The sequence below is a fragment of the Kitasatospora sp. NPDC087861 genome, assembly GCF_044742585.1.
GTDB lineage: Bacteria > Actinomycetota > Actinomycetes > Streptomycetales > Streptomycetaceae > Kitasatospora.
In genome coordinates this window covers 18,133-40,647 of the sequence record NZ_JBIUUS010000009.1, presented here as the reverse complement: position 1 = coordinate 40,647, position 22,515 = coordinate 18,133, and the positions used below count along the sequence as shown (strand labels likewise).

Here is a 22,515-nt window from a genome sequence, read left to right as displayed (position 1 = left end):
AAGGGGCGGGGCTCAGGCGGATCCGGCGCGGCGGGCCCGGACGGCGAGGGTCCGGGCGCGGCGTTCGACGAAGCGGGCGGCCCGGGCGTCCAGCTGCTCGACGTGCGAGGCGATCCGGTCGCGGGCCTGCTCCCCGGCGGGGCCGAGCCCGGCCAGGTCGTGGACCCGGAGGGCCCGCAGCAACGGGACGAGCACCTCGTCGTGGTGCACCCGCGGGTCGTAGTCCCCGGCCACCGCGAGGACGACCGGGTCGACGGCGCGGGTGGCGTGCAGGTATCCGCGCAGGGCGGAGGCGTGCCGGTCCTCCTCGGCGGTCCACTGGTGCAGCCAGGACCCCCAGGCGCCGTCCCGGGAGGTCTGCGCGCCGATGATCCAGTGGTAGGCGGGCAGGTTGTCCTCGGTCAGCAGGTTGACGACCAGGGCGGAGCGCAGGGCGGGGCCGAGCGCGGACTGCCCGGGATGCCAGGGCTCGCCGTCGAGCGGGCCGTCGAAGTCCCGGCCGAGGCTCCACGGGACGTACTGGTGCGGGAACCACTCGCGCGCCGCCGTGAGATGACGGTTCATCAGCTCTTCGGCTGTTGCCTCGAGTTCGACGAGCCGGCGGACGGTGTCCGCGGTAGCGATCTTCACGGGCCATGATCGTCGTCGAATCCCGCGTCGCCGCGCAAACTCACCTCACCCGTTCGAGTGACGCCGTCATCCGGCTCCGACCAGGGTCTATGCCACCGGCAATCCGGCCGCCGCAGCCCCCGGGTAACCCGCCGAGGGCGGCCGCGTTGAGCAGTCGGGAGGCCGCCCCGCGGGCCGCTCCACCCGTTCGGCGCAGGGCATCCGAACGGCAACGACAACGGTCACCAGTACAGCCTTTGGATCTTTGTCCGATCTGAGGTTCACTTCGGATGCGGGGCGATCGCGACCCCGCCCCTCCCACCTGTGCGTCCAGAGAGGACTTCGATGGCCGGGCACGAGCATTCCCTCGATGATCATGCGCATGACGACCAGCACGCGCACGACCACGGCCCGAAAGGCCGCGGCCACGGGCACGGCGGGCACTCGCACGGCGGTCACGGCCACGGAGGCCACGGCGGCCACTCGCACGGCGTCGCCGCCGACGCCGACCGCCGTTGGCTGCTCAGCGCCCTCGCCCTCATCGTCGTCTTCATGGCCGGCGAGGTCGTGGTCGGCTTCGCCGCGAAGTCCCTGGCCCTGATCTCCGACGCGGCGCACATGCTCACCGACGCCGCCTCGATCGTCCTCGCGCTGGTCGCGATGCGCCTCGCCGCCCGCCCGGCCCGCGGCGGCTACACCTACGGCCTCAAGCGCGCCGAGATCCTGTCCGCGCAGGCCAACGGCGTCACCCTGCTGGTGCTGTCCGCCTGGCTCGGCTACGAGGCGATCACCCGGCTGTTCGAGCCGCCGGAGGTCGCCGGCTCGCTGGTGCTGGTCACCGCACTGATCGGGATCGTGGTCAACCTGGCCGCTGCCTGGTGCATGTCGAAGGCCAACCGCAGTTCGCTGAACGTCGAGGGTGCCTTCCAGCACGTGCTGACCGACCTGTACGCATTCATCGCCACCGCCGTCGCCGGCGCGGTCATGCTGACCACCGGCTTCGCCCGGGCCGACGCGATCGCCTCGCTGATCGTGGTCGCGCTGATGCTCAAGGCCGGCATCGGCCTGGTCCGCGACTCCGGGCGGATCTTCCTGGAGGCCGCTCCGGCCGGGATCGACCCGGACGCGGTGGCCGACCGGATGGTCGCCCAGCCGCTGGTGGAGGAGATCCACGACCTGCACATCTGGGAGATCACCTCCGGCCAGCCGGCGCTGTCCGCGCACATCCTGGTCACCCCCGGCGGCGATTGCCACGCCGTCCGGCGCGAGCTGCAGCGCCGACTGGGCGACGAGTACGGCATCACGCACAGCACGCTCCAGGTCGACCACGTCGGCGAGGACGCGGCGGGCGCGCTGCTGCAGATCGCCGCCCCGGGCGAGCAGCCGGCCGAGCACTGCGCCGACGCGCACGGCCCGGTGCACCGCGCCGGCCCGCACGAGCACTGAAGACCGCCGGCTGTCGCCCCCGTACGGCATGATCTGACCCGTGACCGCACCGCGACTGATGCTCCTCGACTCCGCCAGCCTGTACTTCCGGGCCTACTACGGCGTGCCGGACACCCTGCGCTCCCCGCAGGGTGAACCGGTCAACGCCGTCCGCGGCCTGCTGGACTTCATCGCCCGGCTGGTCCACGACCACCGCCCCGACCAGCTCGTCGCCTGCATGGACGCCGACTGGCGCCCGCAGTGGCGGGTGGACCTCATCCCCTCGTACAAGACCCACCGGGTCGCCGAGGCCGCCGAGGACGGCGAGGAGGAGGTGCCGGACACGCTGGCCCCGCAGGTCCCGGTGATCGAGCAGGTGCTGGACGCGCTCGGCATCGCCCGGATCGGCTCCCCCGGCTACGAGGCGGACGACGTGATCGGCACCCTCACCGCCCGCTCGAAGGGGCCGGTGCAGATCGTCACCGGCGACCGCGACCTGTTCCAACTGGTCGACGACGCCCGCGGGATCACCGTGCTCTACCCGGTCAAGGGAATGGGCAACCTCCAGGTCACCGACGACGCGCTGCTGCTGGAGAAGTACGGCGTGCGCGGCGCCCAGTACGCCGACATGGCCGCCCTGCGCGGGGACCCGAGCGACGGCCTGCCCGGGGTCAAGGGCATCGGCGAGAAGACCGCCGCCCAGCTGATCGACGAGTACGGGGACCTCGCGGGCATCCGGGCGGCCGCACTGGACGTCGGCTCCCGGCTGACTCCGGCCCGCCGGCGCAACATCGTCGAGGGCGCGGCCTACCTCGACGTCGCCCCGACGGTGGTCCGGGTCGCCGCCGACGCCCCGCTGCCCGAGGTCGACCCGGCCCTCCCCCGCGAGCCGCTGGACCCGATGACCCTGGAGGAGCTCTCCGCCCGCTGGGGCCTCGGCACCTCCCTGGAACGCCTCCTGGAGTCCCTGGCCGCCCGCTGACCCCGCACCCGCGAAGGGGCCCGCACGTTCGAGACGGGACACCCCGTTGCTGGTCATTCCGACGCTCAGCCCCTGTTCCGGTGAGCACCGCGACCAGCGCGGACACCTCGGCGTGGAGGGTGGGTTCCCCTCCGGGGAGGTGAACCTCGCTGATGTCAAACGCCCTCGCCACGGTTCGCACCGCCCGCCGGAAGGAGATGTCCGGGGCTATCTTGGCGGAGCGGAAGTTGATGCCGTTCGTCTCGCTGTAGATCGACACGCGCCAACTTTTGCCCGGGCCCGCGACGAAGGGCGCGCCGCCGACTATCTGGCAGCCACCATCTGACCCGCCGTCCTGGCGCGGTCCGTTCACAGGAGGGGAAGCCGTGGGTGAGGTCTTCAACGTGGAAGCGCTCGGGCATGTTGTGGGAGGCCGTACGGAACCGACCGACGACTACTGGGGAGGGACGCGTGCCATCATCCGGCTCGACGGCGACAGGTTTCCGCTCGACGCGACGAAGGGGCTGGAGGAGTTCTCCCATCTCGACGTGATCTTCCGGTTCCACAAGACCGACCCGGCCGACCTGAACCTCGGCGCGCGCCGTCCCCGGGACAACCCGGACTGGCCCGAGGTCGGCGTGTTCGGCCACCGGAACATGCGCCGCATCAACTGGCTCGGGTCCTCCCGCTGCCGACTCGTCAAGGTCGATGGACTGGACCTGCACGTCGAGGACCTGGACGCCATCGACGGCACGCCAGTCATCGAAGTGAAGCCCTGGTTCCAGGAGTTCGGACCACGCGGAGAGGTGCGCCAACCCGCGTGGACGACGGGGATGCTCCGTGACTACTTCGCCCCGGTGGACCCTGCTCACTGAACATCTCGCCTGGGATCGCCTTGCTTCTGCCCCTGCCGATGGCAGGGGCAGAAGCGTCTTCATCCCATCCTTCGGCCCGCGCCCCAGTTCCCTGGGGCGCGGGCCTTCCACTTCCTTACGTCCCTATCAACGCGGGCCTCAGAGCTTGGAAGCGGCGGCGGGAAAGGCCGGGGTGGGGGGTGGGGGCTTCCCCCCACCTTCATCACTAGAAAGTCGCCGGGCACGACAGGGGCCCGCACGTTCGATGTCGAACGTGCGGGCCCCTGCGGGGTGCGGTGTCAGCCCACCGAGGAGTACGCGATGATGCCGCGGCGCAGCCCGTCGACGGCCTTGCGGGCCGTCCGGCGCAGCTCGGCGTCCTCGCCGGCCGCGTCCTGGATCTGGCCGAGGACGTCGATCAGCTGCTTGGTCCAGCGGACGAAGTCGCCGGCCGGCATGTCGGCGTCGCGCAGCACCTGGTCCAGGCTGTGGCCGAGCGCCCAGCGGTGGGCGGCCCAGGCGAAGCCCAGGTCGGGCTCGCGCTGGCCGACGCCCTCGGCGGTGTTGATCCGGTGCTGCTCCTCCAGGGCGTCCAGGTGGCCCCAGATCCGGACCATCTGGCCCAGCGCCTCCTTGGCCGCGCCCTCCGGCACCCGGGGGGCGGTGGCGTCGTCCGACTGGCGCGCCTCGAAGACCAACGCCGAGGCGCAGGCGGCGAGTTCAGCGGAGTCCAGGCCGCTCCAGACGCCCTCGCGGATGCATTCGGAGGCGAGCAGGTCGAGTTCGCCGTAGAGCCGGCCGAGCCGCTTGCCGTCATCGGTGACAGTGTCGCCGCTCAGGTAGCCGAGGTCGGTGAGCAGCCCGCAGACCCGGTCGAAGGTGCGGGCGATGGTGTGGGTGCGCGAGCGCATCCGGCGTTCCAGCAGCTCGGTGTCGCGGTGCAGGCGGTGGTAGCGCTCGGCCCAGCGGGCGTGGTCCTCGCGCTCGTCGCAGCCGTGGCAGGGGTGCTGGCGCAGTTCGGTGCGCAGCCGGGTGATCTCCGGGTCGTCGGCGGCGGCCGCCCGGCCCCGGCGGAACCGCTCGGGCTCCAGGTGGCCGGCCTTGGTGCGCAGCGCGGAGGCGAGGTCCCGACGGGACTGCGGGCTGCGCGGGTTGAAGGACTTCGGGATGCGCAGCCGATCGACGGCGGCGACCGGGTACGGGAAGTCGATCATGGCGAGCCGCTTGACCTGCCGCTCGGCGGTGAGCACCACCGGGCGCGGCCCGTCCTGGAAGTCGGGGTGGCGGGCGCCGACCCGGCCGTTGCGGCTGACCGGCGGCAGGCCCGGGTCGAGGACCAGGGCGAGGCCGGCGAACTTGCCGGTGGGCACGTGGATCACGTCGCCCGGCTTGAGCTGCTCGATGGACTCGATGGCGGCGGCGCGGCGCTGGCTGCTGCCCTCGCGGGCGAGTTCGTTCTCCCGGTCCTTGAGCCGGCGGCGCAGCTCCATGTACTCGTCGAAGTCGCCGAGGTGGCAGGTCATCGACTCGCGGTAACCCTCCAGCCCCTCCTCGTTGCGCTGGACCTGGCGGGCGATGCCGACCACCGAGCGGTCGGCCTGGAACTGGGCGAAGGAGGTCTCCAGCAGTTCGCGCGAACGGTGCCGGCCGAACTGGGAGACCAGGTTGACGGCCATGTTGTAGGAGGGCCGGAACGAGGACTTGAGCGGGTAGGTGCGGGTGCCGGCCAGGCCGGCCAGCGCCTCCGGGTCGAGGCCGCGCTGCCAGAGCACCACGGCGTGGCCCTCGACGTCGATGCCGCGGCGCCCGGCCCGGCCGGTGAGCTGGGTGTACTCGCCGGGGGTGATGTCGGCGTGGGTCTCGCCGTTCCACTTGACCAGCTTCTCCATGACCACCGAGCGGGCGGGCATGTTGATGCCGAGCGCCAGGGTCTCGGTCGCGAAGACAGCCTTGACCAGGCCCTTCACGAACAGCTCCTCGACCACCTCCTTGAACCGCGGCAGCATCCCGGCGTGGTGGGCGGCGATGCCGCGCTCCAGCCCGTCCAGCCACTCGAAGTAGCCGAGGACGTGCAGGTCCTCGTCGGGGATGTCGGCGCAGCGCTCCTCGACGATGGCCCGGACCCGGGCGCGGTCCGCGTCCTTGTTGAGCCGCAGGCCGGAGCTGAGGCACTGCTGGACGGCGGCCTCGCAGCCGGCCCGGCTGAAGATGAAGGTGATCGCGGGCAGCAGGCCCTCGGCGTCGAGCCGGTCGATGACGTCCACCCGGCCCGGCGTCCAGACCTTGCCCGGGCGGCCGTTGGGCATGCTGCGGCCCCGGCCGCGGCCGAACCGGTCGCGCGGGTTGCGGTCGAGCTCGGAGCGGGCGAGCCGGACCAGCTCGGGGTTGACGGCCTTGCCGGGGTTGCGAGGGCCGTCCTTGGGGCGGCCGTCCCGGTCGGGGTTGGCGAACAGGTCGTACATCCGGTTGCCGGCCATCACGTGCTGCCACAGCGGTACGGGCCGGGTCTCGGAGACGATCACCCGGGTGCCGCCGCGCACGGTGTCCAGCCAGTCGCCGAACTCCTCGGCGTTGGAGACGGTCGCGGAGAGCGAGACGAGGGTGACCGACTCGGGGAGGTGGATGATGACCTCCTCCCAGACGGCGCCGCGGAAGCGGTCGGCGAGGTAGTGCACCTCGTCCATGACGACGTAGCCGAGGCCGTCGAGGGTGCTGGAGCCCGCGTAGAGCATGTTGCGCAGCACCTCGGTGGTCATGACCACCACGGGGGCGTCGCCGTTGACGGTGTTGTCGCCGGTGAGCAGGCCGACCTTGGCGGCGCCGTAGCGCTTGACCAGGTCGCCGTACTTCTGGTTGGACAGTGCCTTGATCGGCGTCGTGTAGAAGCACTTGCGCCCGCCCAGGAGGGCCAGGTGCACGGCGAACTCGCCGACGATGGTCTTCCCGGAGCCGGTGGGCGCGGCGACCAGGACGCCGGAGCCGGCCTCCAGCGCCTCGCAGGCCTCCAGCTGGAAGTCGTCCAGCGGGAAGTCGTACAGCTGCTGGAAGCCGTGGAGGGCGGTCGCCTGCTCCTTGGCCCGGCGGCGACTGGCCGCGTACGCCTCGGCGGGGCTGAGCTCCTGGTCGACGTGGGGCTGGGGCTCAGGGGTGTTCATCGCCGTCCGGGTGTGGTTGGTGTGATCTCGCATCTCAGCGAGAGGTTACCCGGCGGCACTGACATCGATAGCACCGTTTTTCCGCAGCGCGGGATCGGCTGCGGGATCACTCCGGGATCGCTTCCCTCTCACATCCATAGTTGCAAACATCTTCAAGTGATCAGAGTCCGACCAGCTTCGGACGTCTCCGGTCATCCCCGGTGGAACCCGGCGTCGCTTCCCTACCTTCGGTGCCACAGCCACCAACTCACGGGAGGACACCGACGATGGCGAACCTGGAGACGTCCCTCAAAGAGGCCATGTCGATCGACGGCGCGATCGGCGTCGCGCTGGTCGACTACAGCAGCGGCATGGCGCTCGGCAGCCTCAGCGACGGCGGCGAACTGGATCTCAACCTCGCCGCCGCCGGGAACACCGACGTGGTCCGCGCCAAGATGCGGGCGATGGAGATGCTCAACCTCCTCGACAACGAGATCGAGGACATCCTGATCAGTCTCACCAACCAGTACCACCTGGTCCGGCCGATCACCACGCCCACCGGACGCGGCCTCTTCCTCTTCCTGGCGCTCAACCGCGGGCGTTCCAACCTGGCGATGGCCCGCCACCACCTCAGGCGGATCGAACTCTCGCTGGAGGTCTGAGCGGACCGACACCAGGAAAGGGGGCCTCGTGGCGGTAGCGCTCTACCAGGCCAAGGCCGAGTTCTTCCGGATGCTCGGCCATCCCGTCCGGATCCGGGTGCTGGAACTGCTCCAGGCCGGACCGACGCCCGTCCGCGGCCTGCTCGCCGAGCTGGAGGTCGAACGCTCCAGCCTCTCCCAGCAGCTCGCGGTGCTGCGCCGGTCCGGCATCGTCACCGCCACCCGGGAGGGCAGCACGGTGGTGTACGCACTGGCCGGCGGCGATGTCGCCGACCTGCTGCGAGCGGCCCGGCGGATCCTCACCGGGCTGCTCGCCGACCAGAACCTGCTGCTCGCCGAGCTGCGGGCCGGCTCCGAGTGATCCGCCAGCCGTTCAGGCCCGCCAGCCCTTCAACAAGGCGGCCAGCCCACCAGCCCACCAGCCCTCCAGACCCGTCAGCCCTTCAACAGGGCGGCCAGCCCGTCCGCCAGCCGCTCGTACTCCTGCGGCCGGTTGTACAGCTGCGCGCTGATCCGCAGCACCCCGCCGCCGTCCCACGGGCGGATCGCGATCCGGGTGCCGAGGCGCCGCCGCACCTCGTCCTTCAGCGGCCGCACGTCCTGCTCCGCCTCGACCCACCCGGCCGGCAGCCGCAGGGAGCGCATCCACACCCCGGGCGTCGCGGGCAGCGGCGCCAGACCGGCCCGCTCGGCGAGCACCCGCTGGCCGTACCGGGCGAGCCCGGCGTTGTGCGCGGCCACCGCCTCCGCGCCGAGCTCGCGCAGCAGGTCGAACCCGGCCGGGGCGGCCAGCCAGGGCGTGTAGTCGCAGGTGCCGCGCCACTCGACGTTGCCCGGGAAGCCCTGGTCGTGCTCCCAGGAGAGGGCGAGCGGGCGCACCCGGTCCGTCCACTGCGGGCCGACGGAGAGCACGCCGGTGGCGCGCGGGGCGAAGGCCCACTTGTGCAGGTTGCCGAACCAGAAGTCGGCGTTCGGGTCGACCGGGTCGGGCAGCATGCCGGGCGCGTGGGCGCCGTCCACGACGGTGGTCACGCCGCGTTCGCGCAGGTCGGCGAGCAGGGCCGGGCCGGCGACCAGGCGGGCGGTGGGCGAGGTGATCTGGTCCAGCACGGCGACGGTGACGCGCTCGTCGACGGCGGCGAGCACCGCCTCGCGGACGGCCTGATCGTCCGGAGCGTCCAAGGGCACCGCCGCGACGACCAGTTCGGCGCCGGTCTCGGCGGCCCTGCGGGCCACCGCCTGGGTGACCGCGCCGTAGCCGTGGTCGGTGACCAGGATCCGGTCACCGGGCGCGAACGGGATGGTGTCCAGGGCTATCGCGGCCGCCTCGGTGACGTTGGAGACCAGGGCGAGCCGGTCCGGATCGGTGGCCAGGTCGGCGGCGATCCGGCGGCGCGCCGCGCCGACCCGGGCCGGCAGGTCGGCGAAGAAGTCGTCCGGGTCCAGCTCGTGCTCGGTCCGCAACCGCTCCTGCACCCGCTGCACCGGGACGGGCACCGCGCCGAACGAACCGTGGTTCAGGTGCGCCGCGTCCGCCGAGACGCTGAACAGCCCGTCGGCGGCGGGCAACGGGGCAGGGGGTTCGGCGGTCCACAGGTCCTCGATCACGGCATCCTCCCTGATAATGATGTGTGACATTTCACATGCCAGACTACTGGTCGGGCGGCGCGCCCCGCGACCACGATCGGGCCGTGACCATCACCGACGCCTTCCTGTCCCTCAGCGCCCGTACCGGCCGGTTCACCTTCGGTGCGCCACGCGCGTTCACCCTCGCCGAGGACGGTACCCGGCTGCTGCTGCTCCGCTCGGCCGGCCCCGAGGACCCGGTCGACCGCCTCCACCTGCTCGACGCCACCACCGGCGAGGAACGGCTGGTCGCCGACCCGGCGGTGCTCGCGCCCGGACGCACCGGCCACCGCGACGACCTGCCCGCCGTCGAGCGCCGCCTGCGCGAACGCACCCGCCTGGTCGCCGCCGGCATCGGCACGTACGCGGCCACCGCCGACCTCGCGACCGCCGTCCTCGCCCTCGACGGCCGACTGTTCCGCATCGACACCGCGACCGGAACCGGCACCGAACTGCCCGTCGCCGGCCCCGCGTTCGACCCCCGACCGGACGCCGCCGGCGAGCGCGTCGCCTACGTCGCCGCCGACGCCCTGTACGCCACCCCCGACCCCGAACCGCTCTCGCCCGCCGACGGCGCCCGCTGGGGCGTCGCCGAGTTCGCCGCCGCCGAGGAGCTCGGGCGCTCCCGCGGCCACTGGTGGCGCCCGGACGGCGGCGCGTTGCTGGCCGCCCGGGTGGACGAATCCGCCCTCCCCCGGCGCTACTTCGCCGACCCGGCCCACCCCGGCGAGCCCGCCGAGGACTTCGCCTACCCGCTGGCCGGCGGCCCCAACGCGGACGTCCAGCTCTGGGTGCTCGGCCTCGACCGCAGCCGGGTCCGCCTGCGCTGGGACACCGCCGCGTTCCCGTACCTCTGCGCCGCCGCCTGGGCCTCGGACGACGAGGTGCTGCTCACCGTCGCCGACCGGCTGCAGCAGCACGTGCTGCTGCTGACCGCCGACCCGACCACCGGCGAGACCCGCGAACTCTCCCGCACCACCGACGAGTTCTGGGTCGACGACCTGCCCGGCACCCCCGCCCGGCTGGCCGACGGACGGCTCCTCACCGTCCACGACACCCCGCAGGCCCGCGGCCTCGCCCTGGACGGCAAGCCGCTGGACACCACCGGCCTGCAGATCCGCCGGGTGGTCGGACGGCTGCGCGGCAGGCTGCTCTGCGAGACCGGCCAGGGCGACCCGGCCGACCAGTACGTCCACCTGATCGACCCGGACGGCGGCGCGCCCGAGGCCGTCACCACCGGCCCCGGCGTGCACTCCGCGCTCGCCGCCGCCGACACCCTGCTGCTCACCACCGCCGACGCCGACGGCATCCGCCGCCGCCTGCTGCTGGACGGGCGCGAACTGCCGCTCACCGACCTGAGCGCCGCCCTGCCCCACCGGGTCCGGCCGCAGCTCGCCCGGGTCACCGAACTCGCCCTGCCCACCGCGGTGGTGTACCCGCGCGACCACGCCGCCGGCCGCCGGCTGCCGGTGCTGCTGGACGTCTACGGCGGGCCCGGCTTCCAGGCCGTGGCGGCCGAGCCGCGCCGCTGGCAGCTCCGCCAGTGGTGGGCCGACCAGGGCTTCGCCGTCGTCACCACCGACAACCGCGGCACCCCGTTCGTCTCGCCGGACTTCACCCGGGCGATCTTCCGCCGCTTCTCCCAGGTGGCGCTGGACGACCAGGTGAACGCCCTGCGAGCGCTCTCCGACGAACACCCCGACCTCGACCTCGGCCGGGTCGGCGTGCGCGGCTGGTCCTACGGCGGGTACTTCGCGGCGCTCGCCGTGCTGCGCCGCCCGGATGTCTTCCACGCCGCCTGCGCGGGCGCCCCGCCCACCGACTTCCGGCACTACGACACCGCGTACACCGAGCGCTACCTCGGACTGCCGCAGGACAACCCCGCGGGCTACGCCGACGACTGCCTGGTCACCGACGCGCCGGGGCTGACCCGGCCGCTGCTGCTGATCCACGGGCTGGCCGACGACAACGTCCACCCCTCGCACACCCTGCTGCTCTCCGAGGCCCTCACCAAGGCCGGCCGCCCGCACGCCGTGCTGCCGCTGCCGGGCGTCACCCACATGACCCCGGGCGGGGTGAACGAGCAGGTCACCCAGGCCGAACTGGCCTTCCTGCGCGCCTCCTTGGGCTGAGCCTTCGGATCCTCCGGGCAGGGGCGTCGCACCGGTGGTGCGGCGCCCTTTCCACTGCCGCCAGCTCTTCCACGTGACCCGTGACATGTGAAATATTACCTGCGCTTCACCGGACGATTACTCCCCTCCCCCGGAAAGGACCGGTCAGTTGCGCAGACTGTCCGCGGTACTCGCGGCCGCGCTCACCACGAGCGCGATAGCGGCCACCCTGCTGGGCACCCCCGCCCAGGCCGCACCGCCCGCCCCCGCCACGATCGCCGCCGCCGCCGAACAGGGCGCCGAAGCCGGCGGCGCCGAAGCCCCGCCCGCGCCGCTCGCCCCCCAGGAGCGCGAGCGCCAGGCACTCCGCACCAAGGCCCTGGAACAGCTCAACAAGGGCACGGTCGCCAAGACCGCCGACAAGCGGGCCCCCGCCAAGGTGAAGGTCGGCAACGACTACGTCCAGCTGGCGCACCAGCGCACGGACAAGGTCTTCGTGATCCTCGCCCAGTTCGGCGACGAGGTCGACAACACCACCCAGTACGGCGGCCAGCCCCGCTACGGCGGCACCCCCGGCCCGCGCCACAACCAGATCCCCAAGCCGGGCAAGGACGACAACCACACGCTGTGGGCCTCGGACTTCAGCCGCGACCACTACCAGAAGATGTTCTTCGACGACACGCCCGGCGCCGTGTCGATGCGCAACTACTACCGCACCCAGTCCTCCGGCCGCTACGACGTCCAGGGCACCGTCAGCGACTGGGTCACCGTCCCGTACAACGAGGCCCGCTACGGTAGCAACAAGGGCCCGCAGGGCTCCGGCGCCTGGACCCAGGGGCAGGAGTTCATCCGGGACGCCGTCAAGGCCTGGTACGACGGCGAGATCGCCAAGGGCCGCAGCGTCGCCGACATCAGGGCGCAGCTCGCCCAGTACGACGTCCAGGACCGCTACGACCACACCAAGACCGGCGAGTTCGACCAGCCCGACGGCTACCTCGACAACGTCATCGTGGTGCACGCGGGCGTCGACGAGACCTGGGGCGGCGGCGCCCAGGGCGCCGACGCGCTGTGGGCGCACCGCAGTTGGACCTTCCCCGACGCGACCGGCCAGACCGGCCCGGAGGGCAACAAGATCGGCGGCGCGCCGGTCGGCGACACCGGCCTCTACGTCTACGACTACGTCCAGGCGGGCGAGAACAGCGGCGTCGGCCTGTTCGCCCACGAGTACGGCCACAACCTCGGCCTGCCCGACCTGTACAGCACCAACGGCGGCGACAACAGCGTCAACTTCTGGTCGCTGATGTCCTCCGGCTCGTACCTGGGCAAGGGCCCGAACACCACCGGCGGCTACCCCGGCGACCTCGACGCCTGGAGCAAGCTCCAGTTCGGCTGGCTCAACTACGACGAGGCGCAGGCCGCCACCCGCTCCAGCCACGCCCTCGGGGTGAGCAGCTACAACACCGATCAGGCCCAGGCCGTCCTGGTCCACCTGCCGGACGGCACCACCAGCACCGACCTCGCCGACCCGTACGAGGGCGGCAAACAGTGGTGGAGCGACACCGGCGACAACCTCGACAACTCCCTCAGCCGGGACGTCGACCTGCGCACCGCCACCGGCCCGGCCGCCCTGGACGCCGCGGCCTGGTACGACACCGAGCAGGACTACGACTTCCTCACCGTCGAGGCCTCCACCGACCAGGGCAAGCACTGGACCGCCCTCGGCGGCACCGTCGACGGCGCGCCGATCGGCAACACCAACGCCAACACTCCCGGCCTCAGTGGCAGTTCCGGCACCTACCGGAAGCTGCACATCCCGCTGGACGGCTACCTCGGCCAGCAGGTCCGGCTGCGTTTCCACGCCACCTCGGACAACAACACCCACGGCCGGGGCGTGCTGGTCGACGCCGTGAAGATCACCGCCGGCGGCACCGAGCTGTTCGCCGACGGCGCCGAGAACGGCGCCAACGGCTGGACCGCCAACGGGTTCACCGTCATCACCGGCCGCACCGCCGTCAAGCAGCACCCGCGCGCCTACCTCGCCGAGAACCGCCGCTACACCGGCTACGGCGCGTTCCTGAAGACCGGCCCGTACAACTTCGGGTACGGCGGCGTCACCGGCAAGGCCAACGTCGTCGACAACTACCCCTACCAGGAGGGCGTCCTGCTCTGGCTGTGGGACACCGCGTACGGCGACAACAACACCAAGGACCACCCCGGCGGCGGGCTGATCCTGCCGATCGACGCCCACCCGGCGCCGATCCGCTTCACCGACGGCACCCTGGTCAACGCGCGGGCGCAGACCTACGACGCGCCGTTCTCGCTCAAGCCGACCACACCGTTCACCCTGCACAAGGGCGGCGTCGCGGTGCGGATCCCGTCCGAGCCGGCCGTCCCGGTCTTCAACGACCACACCGGTGTGTACGGCGACCCGGCCACCCCGCAGCTCACGGTGAAGGTGCCGGACACCAACACCAGGATCGAGGTCGTCCGGGAGTCCCAGGGCGGGCGGATCACCACCGTCCGGGTGGGCCCGGCCTCCTGAGCCGTACCCGCGCACGAAGGCCCCGGGCCCCCGACGAAAAGGGACCCGGGGCCGCTCGGAGTCACCGGCCTGAGCTCACCGCCCGCGGCGGCGGGCGGTGAGCACGGCCGTGGCCACCCCCAGCAGGGTGGCCGCGGCGATGCCGGAGGTCAGGATCGACGCCGCGGCGAGGTAACGCCCGGAGAACAGTTCACGCCAACCGCCGGCGGGCTCCTTCGACCCCGACTCCGGCGGGTAACTGTCCTGCTGCGCCATGGCAGTAGCGCTTCGTAAGGAGAATGATCCGGTCCCGTCCGGTACGCTTGATCTTCAACAGGACTTGAAGTCGAGGAGCCGTCATGGACACCGCACCGGTCGACCTGCTGAGCGTCGGCGAGGTGGCCCGGCGGGCCGGGATCGCCACCTCGGCGGTGCGCTTCTACGAGGACCAGGGCCTGATCTCCTCCGAGCGGACGACGGGCAACCAGCGCCGCTACCGACGGCACGTGCTGCGCCGGATCTCGCTGATCCTGGTCGCCAAGCGGCTCGGCATCCCGCTCTCCGAGGTGGCCGAGGTGTTCACCGGGCTCCCCGAGGACCGGATGCCGGGCAAGCACGACTGGGACCGCATCTCGCGGCGGTGGGCCGAGCAGCTGCGCGCCCGGCGGGCCGAGCTGGAGCGCCTGGAGGCGGAGCTGACCGGCTGCATCGGCTGCGGCTGCGTGTCGCTGCGCCGCTGCCGGGTGCTCAACCCCGGGGACGAACTGGCCGCCGAGGGGCCGGGCCCGCGCCGGCTGCTGCCGGGTACGGCGGGCGAGGCCAGTGCGGCGGGCGGGGCCGGCGGGGCGGCCGGGGCGTAGCAACGGCGGAACCCGGTCGGACGCGGCCCTCGTGAGGTTCCCCGCCACGTCCGACCGGGCGTGTGCGGCGAGGGGGTGCGTCCCTCGCCGGTTGGATGCCGTACCGCCCGGCGTGGGGGCAGCTGGGCGGTACGGCGGCTCTGGTGGTGGCCTCGGACCTCGGGGAGCCGCAGACTCCCCAAGGGCTCAGGCCCGGGAGAGGCTCAGGCCTCCGGGAAGTGGCAGGCCGCCTGCCGGCTGCCCGCCCCGGTGATCTGCAGCAGCGGGCGTTCCGTCCGGCAGACCTCCTGCGCCTTCGGGCAGCGCGGGTGGAAGCTGCACCCGGACGGCGGGTTCGCCGGGCTCGGCGGGTCCCCGAGCAGCACGATCCGCTCCCGCGCGCGCTCCGCCGCCGGGTCCGGCAGCGGCACGGCGGACAGCAGCGCCCTGGTGTACGGGTGCGCCGGGTTGCCGTACACCTCGCTCTTGTCGCCGATCTCGACGATCCGCCCGAGGTACATCACCGCCACCCGGTCGCAGACCCGCTTGACCACCGAGAGGTCGTGCGCGATGAACACGTACGCCAGGCCCAGCTCCTGCTGGAGCCGCTCCATCAGGTTGACCACCTGCGCCTGGATCGACACGTCGAGCGCGGAGACCGGCTCGTCGGCGATGACCAGCTTCGGCGAGGTCGCGAGCGAACGGGCGATGCCGATGCGCTGCGCCTGGCCGCCGGAGAACTCGTGCGGGTAGCGGTCGATGTGCTCGGGGATCAGCCCGACCAGTTCCATCAGCTCGCCGGCCCGCTTGCGCGCGTCGGCCGCGCTCGACCCCTGGACCAGCAGCGGCTCGGAGATGATCCGGGCCACCGTCTGCCGGGGGTTGAGCGAGGAGTACGGGTCCTGGAAGACCATCTGCAGGTGCTTGCGATGCGGCCGCAGCTGGGCCTGGGAGAGCCCGCCGATCTCGGTGCCGCCGAAGGTGACGGTCCCCGAGGTCGGGTCGAGCAGCCGGACGATCATCCGCCCGGTGGTGGACTTGCCGCAGCCGGACTCGCCGACCAGGCCGAGCGTCTCGCCCGTGCCGACGTCGAAGCTGACGCCGTCGACGGCGCGGATCGGGGCGCCGGGCCGGCCGGTGCGCCCGCGCCGACCGGGGAAGGTCTTCACCAGGTCCCGTACGGACAGCAGGGTCTCGGTCATGCCCGGGCTCCTTCCGGCACCAGCGGCAGATGGCAGGCGGCCTGGTGGCCGGGGGCGAGCGGGCCGAGCACGGGGCGTTCGGCCAGGCAGCGGGCGTGTTCCTCGGCGGTGGCGGCGACGGTGCGGGCGCAGCGCGGGGCGAAGGCACAGCCGGGGGCGGGGGCGATCAGCGACGGCGGACTGCCGGGGATGGCCCGCAGCGGGGCGTCGTCGGTGTCGTCCAGGCGCGGCAGCGAGTCCAGCAGGCCGCGGGTGTACGGGTGCGCGGGGGTGGCGAACAACCGGTCCACCGGGGCCTGTTCGGCGGCCCGGCCGCCGTACATGACCAGCACCTCGTGGGCGACCCGGGCGACCACGCCGAGGTCGTGGGTGATCATGAAGACTCCGAGGCCGCGCTCCTGCTGGATGCGGGCGATCAGGTCGAGGATCTGCGCCTGGACGGTGACGTCGAGGGCCGTGGTGGGCTCGTCGGCGATCAGCAGTTCGGGCTCGCAGGCGAGCGCCATGGCGATCATGACGCGCTGGCGCATGCCGCCGGAGAACTGGTGCGGGTACTCGTCGACCCGGCGGGCCGGCTCCGGGATGCCGACCTCGGCCAGCATCTCGATCGCCCGCTCGCGGCCGGCCCTGCGGTTGGCCTTGAAGTGCACCCGGTAGTGCTCGGCGATCTGCTCCCCGACGGTGTAGAAGGGGTGCAGGCTGGACAGCGGGTCCTGGAAGATCATCGCGATCCGGCGGCCCCGGACGGTGCCCAGCGCCCGCTCGCCGAGCCCGTTGAGCTCCTGCCCGTTGAGCCGGATCGAGCCGGTGACGGCGGCACCGCGGTGCAGGCCCATCACGGCGAGCGAGGTGACCGACTTGCCGCTGCCGGACTCGCCGACCAGGCCGAGCGTGCGCCCGGCCTCGACGGCGAAGGAGATGCCGTCCACCGCCCGGACGACGCCGCGGGGCGTGTCGAAGGAGACCCTGAGGTCGTCGACCTCCAACAGAGTCATCAATACCTCACTCTCGGGTCGACGTACGCGTAGAGCAGGTCGACCAGCAGGTTCGCGGCGACGATGAAGGAGGCCGCGAGCAGGGTGACGCCGAGGATGACGGGCTGGTCGGAGCGGACCAGCGCGTCGTAGAACAGCCGTCCGACGCCGGGCAGGCCGAAGATGGACTCGGTGATGACGGCGCCGGCCAGCAGGCCGCCGAGGTCCATGCCGAAGATCGTGAGGATCGGCGTCATCCCGGCGCGCAGCCCGTGCTTGACGGCGACGGTGGCGGGCGGCAGGCCCTTGGCCCGGGCGGTGCGGATGTACGGCTCGGCCATCGCCTCGATCATCGAGTTGCGGCTCTGCCGGGCGTACATGGCCGCGTACAGCAGGGCCAGCGCGATCCACGGCAGCAGCAGGTTGGAGGCCCACTCGACCGGGTTGTCGGTGAACTGGTGGTACGACGGGTACGGCAGCAGGCCAGCCGTTCTGACGACGCCCCAGATCAGCATGATCGAGGTGAAGTAGACCGGAAGCGACGCGGCGCCGACCGAGGCCACCATCAGCGTCTTGTCGGTGAGGCTGCCCTTGCGCAGCGCCGAGGTGACACCGGCACCCAGGCCGAGGACCAGCCAGAGCACGGCCGCGCCGACGGCGAGCGAGACGGAGACCGGCAGGCGGTCGGTGAGCAGGTCCCAGACCGGCAGCGAGTACTCGTAGGAGTAGCCGAGGCAGGGGAAGCCGCAGTGGGTGGCGCTGGCGCCGCTGCCGTAGTCGCGCCCGGCGAAGATGCCGGTGAGGTAGGTGGCGAACTGCTCCCAGACCGGCTTGTCCAGGCCCATCGCGATCTTGACCTCGGCGACCCGTTCGGGGCTGCAGGTCTTGCCGCAGGCGGCCACCGCCGGGTCGGAGGGCAGCAGGTAGAAGATGGTGAAGGTGATCGCGCAGACGGCCAGCAGGATGCCGGCCGCGGCGAGCAGTCGACGGCCGAGGTAGAGGATCACGACCGGCCTCCCCGGGGGTCGAGGATGTCGCGCAGCGCGTCGCCGAGCAGGGTGAAGGCGAGCACCGCGAGGAACAGGAAGACCGTCGGGATCAGGAAGTACGTCGGGTCGGTCTCGTAGTGGACGATGCTCTCGGCGATCATCTGGCCCCAGGACGGGGTCGGCGGGCGCACGCCCACGCCGAGGTAGCTGAGCGCGGCCTCGGTGGCGATCATGCCGGGGATGAGCAGCGTGGTGTAGGCGATGATCGGGCCGGAGACGTTCGGCAGGATCTCCCGGGTGAGGATCCGCCAGGAACGGGCGCCGCCGACCTTGGCCGCGTCGACGTACTCGCGGTGCTTGAGCGAGAGGGTCTGGCCGCGGACCACGCGGGCGATGCCGGGCCAGCCGAACAGGCCGATCACCAGGGTCATCAGCACGATCCGGTTGACGTCCTTGGCCACCGACATCATCGAGATCATGAAGATCAGGGACGGGAAGGACATGGTGAGGTCCATCACCCGGGAGAGCACGGCGTCGGTGCGGCCGCCGAAGTAGCCGGCGACGATGCCGGTCAGGGTGCCGACGACCACGACCACCGCGGTGGCGGTGAACGCGATCAGCAGCGAGGTCTGGCCGCCGTGCAGGACCCGGGCGAACAGGTCGCGCCCGGTCGCGGGTTCGACGCCCAGCCAGTGCCGGGTGCCGATCCCGCCGAAGTCACCGATCGGCAGGCCGCCGAGGTAGGGGTCGATCGCGCGTTTGTCGAACTCGTCGGGCGTCCAGCCGCCGAGCGCGCTCAGCGGTCCGGCCAGGGCGGTCAGCAGGACCATGAGGGCGACCGTGATCAGGCCGAAGCGGGCCGATCCCTTGGCCCACAACTGGTCCCAGACCAGCCGCCACGGCCCACGGCCGGCGGCTTTCGCGGGGCCCGCCACCGCGACCGGCGCGGCGGCGGGCTCAGTGGTTGTACTCATCGCGGACGGTCCCTCAGCCCTTGCTCTTCGAGGGGTCCTTGAGACCGATGGTGGCGAAGTCCCACTGGCCGGTCCAGACCGGGTGGCCGAAGGCGCCGGCCACGTTGGTGCCGGCCAGCAGCGGGCGGCGCTGCCACAGCATCGGCACGGTGGGCGCCTTCTTCAGCAGGTCGTCGCTGAGCTGCATCCAGGCCTTGTTGGCCTCGGTGACGTCGCTCATCGCGTTGATCTGGTCGATCCGGTCCGAGGTGGCCTGGTCGCGGAACTGCTCGACGTTGCCCTGGTTGCCCTTCTCCTTGATGGTGCGGCCGTCGAAGACCATGGGCAGGAAGGTGGCGCCCGACGGGTAGTCCGGACACCAGCCGACGATGGCGAGGTCGGGGGCGTTCTTGGTGTCGCCGATGGTGTCGTAGTAGACGGACGGGTCGGCGGTGGTGATGGTGACCTGGATGCCGACCTTGGACAGCGACTGCTGGAGCGCCTCGGCCCGGGTCTTGTCACCGGAGGAGGTGGTCAGCGAGACCTTGAGGTCGGTCTTGCCGGCGTCCTTGAGCAGCTGCTTGGCCTTCTCCGGGTCGCCGGTCGGGGCGATCTTCAGGGTGTCCTGCTTGGTGCCGCCGGTCAGCGCGGGCGGCAGGTAGGAGGTGGCCACGTCGGCCATCGCCGGGCCGCCGTACGCGGTGACCTGGGCGTCCCGGTCCACGGCGTACATCAGCGCCTCGCGCACCTTCGGGTCGTCGAACGGCGCCTTGGAGGTGTTGGGGTAGAGCATGTCGGTACAACCCTGCTGCTCGGCGATCAGCCGGGACTTCACGTCCGGCTTGGGCAGCACCTTGGAGATCGACTCCGGGCGCAGGTTCATCCACTCGATCGCGGAGGCGTCCGCGCCCTCGCTGGCGATGATCCGGTCGTCGACCTGTCCGCCCTTGAGGCCCTCGACGACCACGATCTTGTCCGGGTAGGCCTTGCGGACCGGGTCGGTGGACTGGTCCCACTTGTCGTTGCGGACCAGCGTCAGCTGCTTGCCGCGGTCGTAGGTCTCGATCTTGTACGGGCCGGAGGAGAACGGGCGCAGGTCGTACTGGGTGCCCTTGTCCTGGGACTGCGGCACCGGGGCGAAGGTCGACAGCGTCGTGGTGTAGGAGAACTCGGCGACCGGGCGCTTCAGGTGGAAGACGATGGTCTTGTCGTCCGGGGTCTCGATGCTGGACAGGTGCTCGCCGTTCAGCGGGCCCTTGTAGTTCTCGCCGTCGGCCAGGTACTGCTGGGCGTAGTCGGGGCCGCCGGTGAGGTCCGGGGCGAAGGAGCGCTCGACGTTGTACTTGACGTCGGCGGCCTTGATCGGCGTCCCGTCCTCGTACTTGACGCCGTCCTTGAGGGTGAACGACCAGGTCTTCCCGCCGTCGGAGGGGCGGCCGAGGTCGGTGGCGAGGTCGGGGACGAGCTCGCTGCCGGCGGCGCCCGGCTCGGCTTTGAAGGTGACCAGGGTGCGGTAGAGCAGCCGGATGCCGAAGTCCATGTTCGGCATGGTCCAGTTGCGGGCCGGGTCGAGGTGGGCGAAGTCCTGGTTGGACAGGACGGTGAGGGTGCCGCCCTTGACCGGGGTGCCGCCGACGATCGACCCGGACTCCGCACCCGGGCCCTTGGTGCTGGAGGGCGCGGCGTCGCCGCCACTGTCGCTCTTGTCGTTCTTGCAGGCCCCGAGGCCGAGGGTGAGGGTCGCCGCGAGGGCCGCCGCGAGGGCGGCGTGGGTGCGCCTGGTCATGTGCAACTCCGCTGTGGGGGGCCTGCCGTGAAGCCCGTGGTCCACCCCGGCAGGGATCCGGGGCCCGACCGGGAGGGCGACCGTCAAGGCCCGGCCACTCCGCGGTGTGACCCGTAACATAGTAATGTGAAATTGCACTGCACAAGAGGTGACGCCACCCGTTACCGAGCTGTGTCCGGGCCGCACCTCCCCCGCCTCCCACAGGAGTTCACCCGGGGCCCACACCCGACCCTGCTCAGCCGAGGCCCCGGGGTCGGGCGATCACGCCACCTTGACCGTCCGCTCCCCCTGCCGCACCGCCACCTCGACCTCTCCGCCGATCGCCGCCGCGTACGCCCGCAGATTTTCCAGGCTGTCCACCTGCCCGTGCTCGATCTGCGACACCCTCGCCTGGCTCACCCCCATCAGAGCGGCCACGTCCTTCTGCGTCAGCTCGGCCTTCCGCCGCAACTCGGCGAGCTCGTATCCGCGGATCCTCGCCAGCGTCTCCTGCCGGATGCGCGCCCGATCGGCCTCCGCCTCCGGCGTCGCCAGCTCGGGGTTGAGGCGGAGTGCCTCGGCCCGAACCTCCGTCCAGCTCCGACCCTTCATGCGCGCGCTCCCTTCCGCCGCTCCTCGACGCAGTCCGCATACCGCTTCTCCGCCAGAGGAATCGACTTGTCGTACCACTCCGACCAATGACCCGACTTGTCACCCGCCACGAAGATGATCGCCTCCCGCTCCTGGTCGAAGACGAAGAGCATGCGCACCTCGCTGCCGCCCGAGAACCCGGGCCTCAGTTCCTTGAGGTTGTGCAACCGGCTGCGGTGGATCCGGTCCACCGCAGGCCGCGCGGGGCGCGCTACCCCTGGGCGGACCGCCAGAGCCGGGTGACCAGGTCGGCCGCCGGGCCGGTGCGGGCGAGGTGGCGGGCGGTGCCGGCCCAGAGGTGCATGGCCTGGACGTCGGCACGACGGGTGGCGGCGGCGCGCAGCGGCTGGGTGAGGTGGTGCACCTCGGGGTAGGCGGGCGGCGCGTACGGACCGTGGCGGTCGATGAAGGCGTTGCGCAGGCCGCGGGCCGGGCGACCGGTGAAGGCCCGGGTGACGACCGTCTCCGGGAGGTCGGTGAGCGCCGCCCGGTGCACCGCCGAGGCGCCGGACTCGTCGGCGCGCAGCAGGGCCGTGCCCAGCTGCACCGCGACCGCCCCGGCGCGCAGCGCCGCCGCCACCGCCGGGCCGTCGCCGAGCCCGCCGGCCGCGATCAACGGCACCGTCGTCACCGCCCGTACGGCGGGCAGCAGTTCCAGCAGCGGGACGGCCCCGGGCTCGTCCTCGACGCGGTGGGTGGCGCGGTGCCCGCCGGCCTCCGGGCCCTGCACGCACAGCGCGTCCATCCCGACCGCCTCCGCCGCCCGCGCCTCGGCGGGCGTGGTGACGGTGCCGACCTGGACCGTCCCGGCCGCCCGGACCGCCGCCGCCTCCTCCGGCGCGGGCAGACCGAAGGTGTACGACACCACCGGCACCGGATCCGCCAGCAGTACGGCGAGCTTGGCCTCCCAGTCGTCCCGGTCCGGCCCGATCTCCTCGGGCAGCGCCACACCCCACCGCTCGGCCTCGGGCCGCAGCCGCTCCCGGTACGCGGCGACGGCCGCCGGATCGCCGGGCGGAGCCGGGACGAACAGGTTCACGCCGTACGGCCGATCGGTCAACTCCCGGACCAGTGCGATCTGTTCGGCCATCGCGGCGGCACTCCGGTACCCGGAGGCGAGGAACCCCAGCCCGCCGGCCCGGTTCACCGCGGCCACCAGTTCCGGGGTGGACGCCCCACCCGCCATCGGCGCGCCGACCACCGGTACGGCGAGTTCGTCGAGACGCACGGCCATCGGGA

General features: G+C 72.3%; 20 protein-coding genes. 8 read left to right on the top strand and 12 right to left on the bottom strand.

The genetic code is table 11. The annotated features are described in order from the left end of the window. Window positions 1-12 precede the first annotated feature (12 nt). Window positions 13-630, bottom strand: coding sequence for an acyl-ACP desaturase (locus tag ACIOJE_RS15085; RefSeq protein ID WP_400776477.1), 618 nt, complete (start codon window positions 628-630; stop codon window positions 13-15). Between the two features lie 324 nt (window positions 631-954). On the opposite strand from ACIOJE_RS15085, the gene ACIOJE_RS15080 reads away from it, so the two are divergent. From ACIOJE_RS15080 to ACIOJE_RS15070, 3 genes are all read left to right on the top strand, one after another. Continuing rightward, window positions 955-2,055, top strand: coding sequence for a cation diffusion facilitator family transporter (locus tag ACIOJE_RS15080; protein WP_400776475.1), 1,101 nt, complete (start codon window positions 955-957; stop codon window positions 2,053-2,055). A 58-nt stretch (window positions 2,056-2,113) separates the two neighbouring features. Further along, on the top strand, window positions 2,114-3,016 hold the full coding sequence (locus tag ACIOJE_RS15075) for a 5'-3' exonuclease H3TH domain-containing protein (RefSeq protein ID WP_400776744.1): 903 nt from the start codon (window positions 2,114-2,116) through the stop codon (window positions 3,014-3,016). A gap of 365 nt (window positions 3,017-3,381) precedes the next feature. Continuing rightward, window positions 3,382-3,870: an SAM-dependent methyltransferase gene (locus ACIOJE_RS15070; RefSeq protein WP_400776472.1), complete on the top strand. Its 489-nt coding sequence runs from the start codon at window positions 3,382-3,384 to the stop codon at window positions 3,868-3,870. 278 nt (window positions 3,871-4,148) lie between these two features. Here ACIOJE_RS15070 and ACIOJE_RS15065 read toward each other — a convergent pair whose 3' ends face one another. Then, complete coding sequence (locus tag ACIOJE_RS15065) at window positions 4,149-7,004, bottom strand: DEAD/DEAH box helicase (RefSeq protein WP_400776741.1); 2,856 nt, start codon at window positions 7,002-7,004, stop codon at window positions 4,149-4,151. Window positions 7,005-7,270: 266 nt separating this feature from the next. Here ACIOJE_RS15065 and ACIOJE_RS15060 point away from each other — a divergent pair, with 266 nt between their 5' ends. Further along, window positions 7,271-7,645 carry a hypothetical protein gene (locus tag ACIOJE_RS15060; protein WP_280681732.1) on the top strand — a complete coding sequence of 125 codons (375 nt, stop codon included), beginning with the start codon at window positions 7,271-7,273 and terminating at the stop codon, window positions 7,643-7,645. Between the two features lie 28 nt (window positions 7,646-7,673). Further along, window positions 7,674-8,006, top strand: a complete 333-nt coding sequence (locus ACIOJE_RS15055) for a metalloregulator ArsR/SmtB family transcription factor (RefSeq protein WP_280681733.1) — start codon at window positions 7,674-7,676, stop codon at window positions 8,004-8,006. A 74-nt stretch (window positions 8,007-8,080) separates the two neighbouring features. Here the strand turns inward: ACIOJE_RS15055 and ACIOJE_RS15050 are convergent, their stop codons facing one another. Continuing rightward, window positions 8,081-9,253 carry an aminotransferase class V-fold PLP-dependent enzyme gene (locus tag ACIOJE_RS15050; RefSeq protein WP_280681735.1) on the bottom strand — a complete coding sequence of 391 codons (1,173 nt, stop codon included), beginning with the start codon at window positions 9,251-9,253 and terminating at the stop codon, window positions 8,081-8,083. 83 nt (window positions 9,254-9,336) lie between these two features. Here ACIOJE_RS15050 and ACIOJE_RS15045 point away from each other — a divergent pair, with 83 nt between their 5' ends. Continuing rightward, window positions 9,337-11,403, top strand: coding sequence for a prolyl oligopeptidase family serine peptidase (locus ACIOJE_RS15045; protein WP_400776469.1), 2,067 nt, complete (start codon window positions 9,337-9,339; stop codon window positions 11,401-11,403). 148 nt (window positions 11,404-11,551) lie between these two features. Continuing rightward, the gene (locus ACIOJE_RS15040; RefSeq protein WP_400776467.1) at window positions 11,552-13,924 is read left to right on the top strand and encodes an immune inhibitor A domain-containing protein; all 2,373 of its coding nucleotides are present in this window, start codon (window positions 11,552-11,554) and stop codon (window positions 13,922-13,924) included. A gap of 75 nt (window positions 13,925-13,999) precedes the next feature. On the opposite strand, the gene ACIOJE_RS15035 is transcribed toward ACIOJE_RS15040, so the two are convergent. Beyond that, on the bottom strand, window positions 14,000-14,179 hold the full coding sequence (locus tag ACIOJE_RS15035) for a hypothetical protein (RefSeq protein WP_400776464.1): 180 nt from the start codon (window positions 14,177-14,179) through the stop codon (window positions 14,000-14,002). Window positions 14,180-14,262: 83 nt separating this feature from the next. Between ACIOJE_RS15035 and soxR the strand changes: the two genes are divergently transcribed. Continuing rightward, window positions 14,263-14,763, top strand: coding sequence for a redox-sensitive transcriptional activator SoxR (soxR, locus tag ACIOJE_RS15030; protein ID WP_280681747.1), 501 nt, complete (start codon window positions 14,263-14,265; stop codon window positions 14,761-14,763). A gap of 203 nt (window positions 14,764-14,966) precedes the next feature. Here soxR and ACIOJE_RS15025 read toward each other — a convergent pair whose 3' ends face one another. From ACIOJE_RS15025 to ACIOJE_RS14990, 8 genes are all read right to left on the bottom strand, one after another. Continuing rightward, window positions 14,967-15,944, bottom strand: a complete 978-nt coding sequence (locus ACIOJE_RS15025) for an ABC transporter ATP-binding protein (RefSeq protein ID WP_280681749.1) — start codon at window positions 15,942-15,944, stop codon at window positions 14,967-14,969. Beyond that, window positions 15,941-16,939: an ABC transporter ATP-binding protein gene (locus ACIOJE_RS15020; RefSeq protein WP_400776461.1), complete on the bottom strand. Its 999-nt coding sequence runs from the start codon at window positions 16,937-16,939 to the stop codon at window positions 15,941-15,943. The genes ACIOJE_RS15025 and ACIOJE_RS15020 overlap by 4 nt, the downstream gene beginning before the upstream one ends. Then, window positions 16,939-17,925 carry an ABC transporter permease gene (locus ACIOJE_RS15015; protein ID WP_280681753.1) on the bottom strand — a complete coding sequence of 329 codons (987 nt, stop codon included), beginning with the start codon at window positions 17,923-17,925 and terminating at the stop codon, window positions 16,939-16,941. The genes ACIOJE_RS15020 and ACIOJE_RS15015 overlap by 1 nt, the downstream gene beginning before the upstream one ends. After that, window positions 17,922-18,881, bottom strand: a complete 960-nt coding sequence (locus ACIOJE_RS15010) for an ABC transporter permease (protein ID WP_280681755.1) — start codon at window positions 18,879-18,881, stop codon at window positions 17,922-17,924. Before ACIOJE_RS15010 ends, ACIOJE_RS15015 begins: the two co-directional genes overlap by 4 nt. 13 nt (window positions 18,882-18,894) lie before the next feature. After that, window positions 18,895-20,646, bottom strand: coding sequence for an ABC transporter substrate-binding protein (locus tag ACIOJE_RS15005; protein WP_280681757.1), 1,752 nt, complete (start codon window positions 20,644-20,646; stop codon window positions 18,895-18,897). 261 nt (window positions 20,647-20,907) lie between these two features. Further along, window positions 20,908-21,237 (bottom strand): XRE family transcriptional regulator, encoded by a 330-nt coding sequence (locus tag ACIOJE_RS15000; protein WP_280681759.1) that lies wholly within the window; start codon window positions 21,235-21,237, stop codon window positions 20,908-20,910. Beyond that, entirely contained in the window at window positions 21,234-21,467 is a 234-nt protein-coding gene (locus tag ACIOJE_RS14995; protein ID WP_400776458.1) for a type II toxin-antitoxin system RelE/ParE family toxin, read from the bottom strand. The genes ACIOJE_RS15000 and ACIOJE_RS14995 overlap by 4 nt, the downstream gene beginning before the upstream one ends. Before the next feature lie 20 nt (window positions 21,468-21,487). Continuing rightward, window positions 21,488-22,510: a nitronate monooxygenase gene (locus ACIOJE_RS14990; RefSeq protein WP_400776455.1), complete on the bottom strand. Its 1,023-nt coding sequence runs from the start codon at window positions 22,508-22,510 to the stop codon at window positions 21,488-21,490. Window positions 22,511-22,515: the final 5 nt, after the last annotated feature.

Bases quoted from the DNA above. Each gene is read 5' to 3' on its own strand.
- ACIOJE_RS15080 (WP_400776475.1), top strand. From the start codon at position 955: ATGGCCGGGCACGAGCATTCCCTCGATGATCATGCGCATGACGACCAG.
- ACIOJE_RS15075 (WP_400776744.1), top strand. From the start codon at position 2,114: ATGCTCCTCGACTCCGCCAGCCTGTACTTCCGGGCCTACTACGGCGTG.
- ACIOJE_RS15065 (WP_400776741.1), bottom strand. From the start codon at position 7,004: ATGAACACCCCTGAGCCCCAGCCCCACGTCGACCAGGAGCTCAGCCCC.
- ACIOJE_RS15060 (WP_280681732.1), top strand. From the start codon at position 7,271: ATGGCGAACCTGGAGACGTCCCTCAAAGAGGCCATGTCGATCGACGGC.
- ACIOJE_RS15035 (WP_400776464.1), bottom strand. From the start codon at position 14,179: ATGGCGCAGCAGGACAGTTACCCGCCGGAGTCGGGGTCGAAGGAGCCC.
- soxR (WP_280681747.1), top strand. From the start codon at position 14,263: ATGGACACCGCACCGGTCGACCTGCTGAGCGTCGGCGAGGTGGCCCGG.
- ACIOJE_RS15025 (WP_280681749.1), bottom strand. From the start codon at position 15,944: ATGACCGAGACCCTGCTGTCCGTACGGGACCTGGTGAAGACCTTCCCC.
- ACIOJE_RS15020 (WP_400776461.1), bottom strand. From the start codon at position 16,939: ATGACTCTGTTGGAGGTCGACGACCTCAGGGTCTCCTTCGACACGCCC.
- ACIOJE_RS15010 (WP_280681755.1), bottom strand. From the start codon at position 18,881: ATGAGTACAACCACTGAGCCCGCCGCCGCGCCGGTCGCGGTGGCGGGC.
- ACIOJE_RS15005 (WP_280681757.1), bottom strand. From the start codon at position 20,646: ATGACCAGGCGCACCCACGCCGCCCTCGCGGCGGCCCTCGCGGCGACC.
- ACIOJE_RS15000 (WP_280681759.1), bottom strand. From the start codon at position 21,237: ATGAAGGGTCGGAGCTGGACGGAGGTTCGGGCCGAGGCACTCCGCCTC.
- ACIOJE_RS14990 (WP_400776455.1), bottom strand. From the start codon at position 22,510: ATGGCCGTGCGTCTCGACGAACTCGCCGTACCGGTGGTCGGCGCGCCG.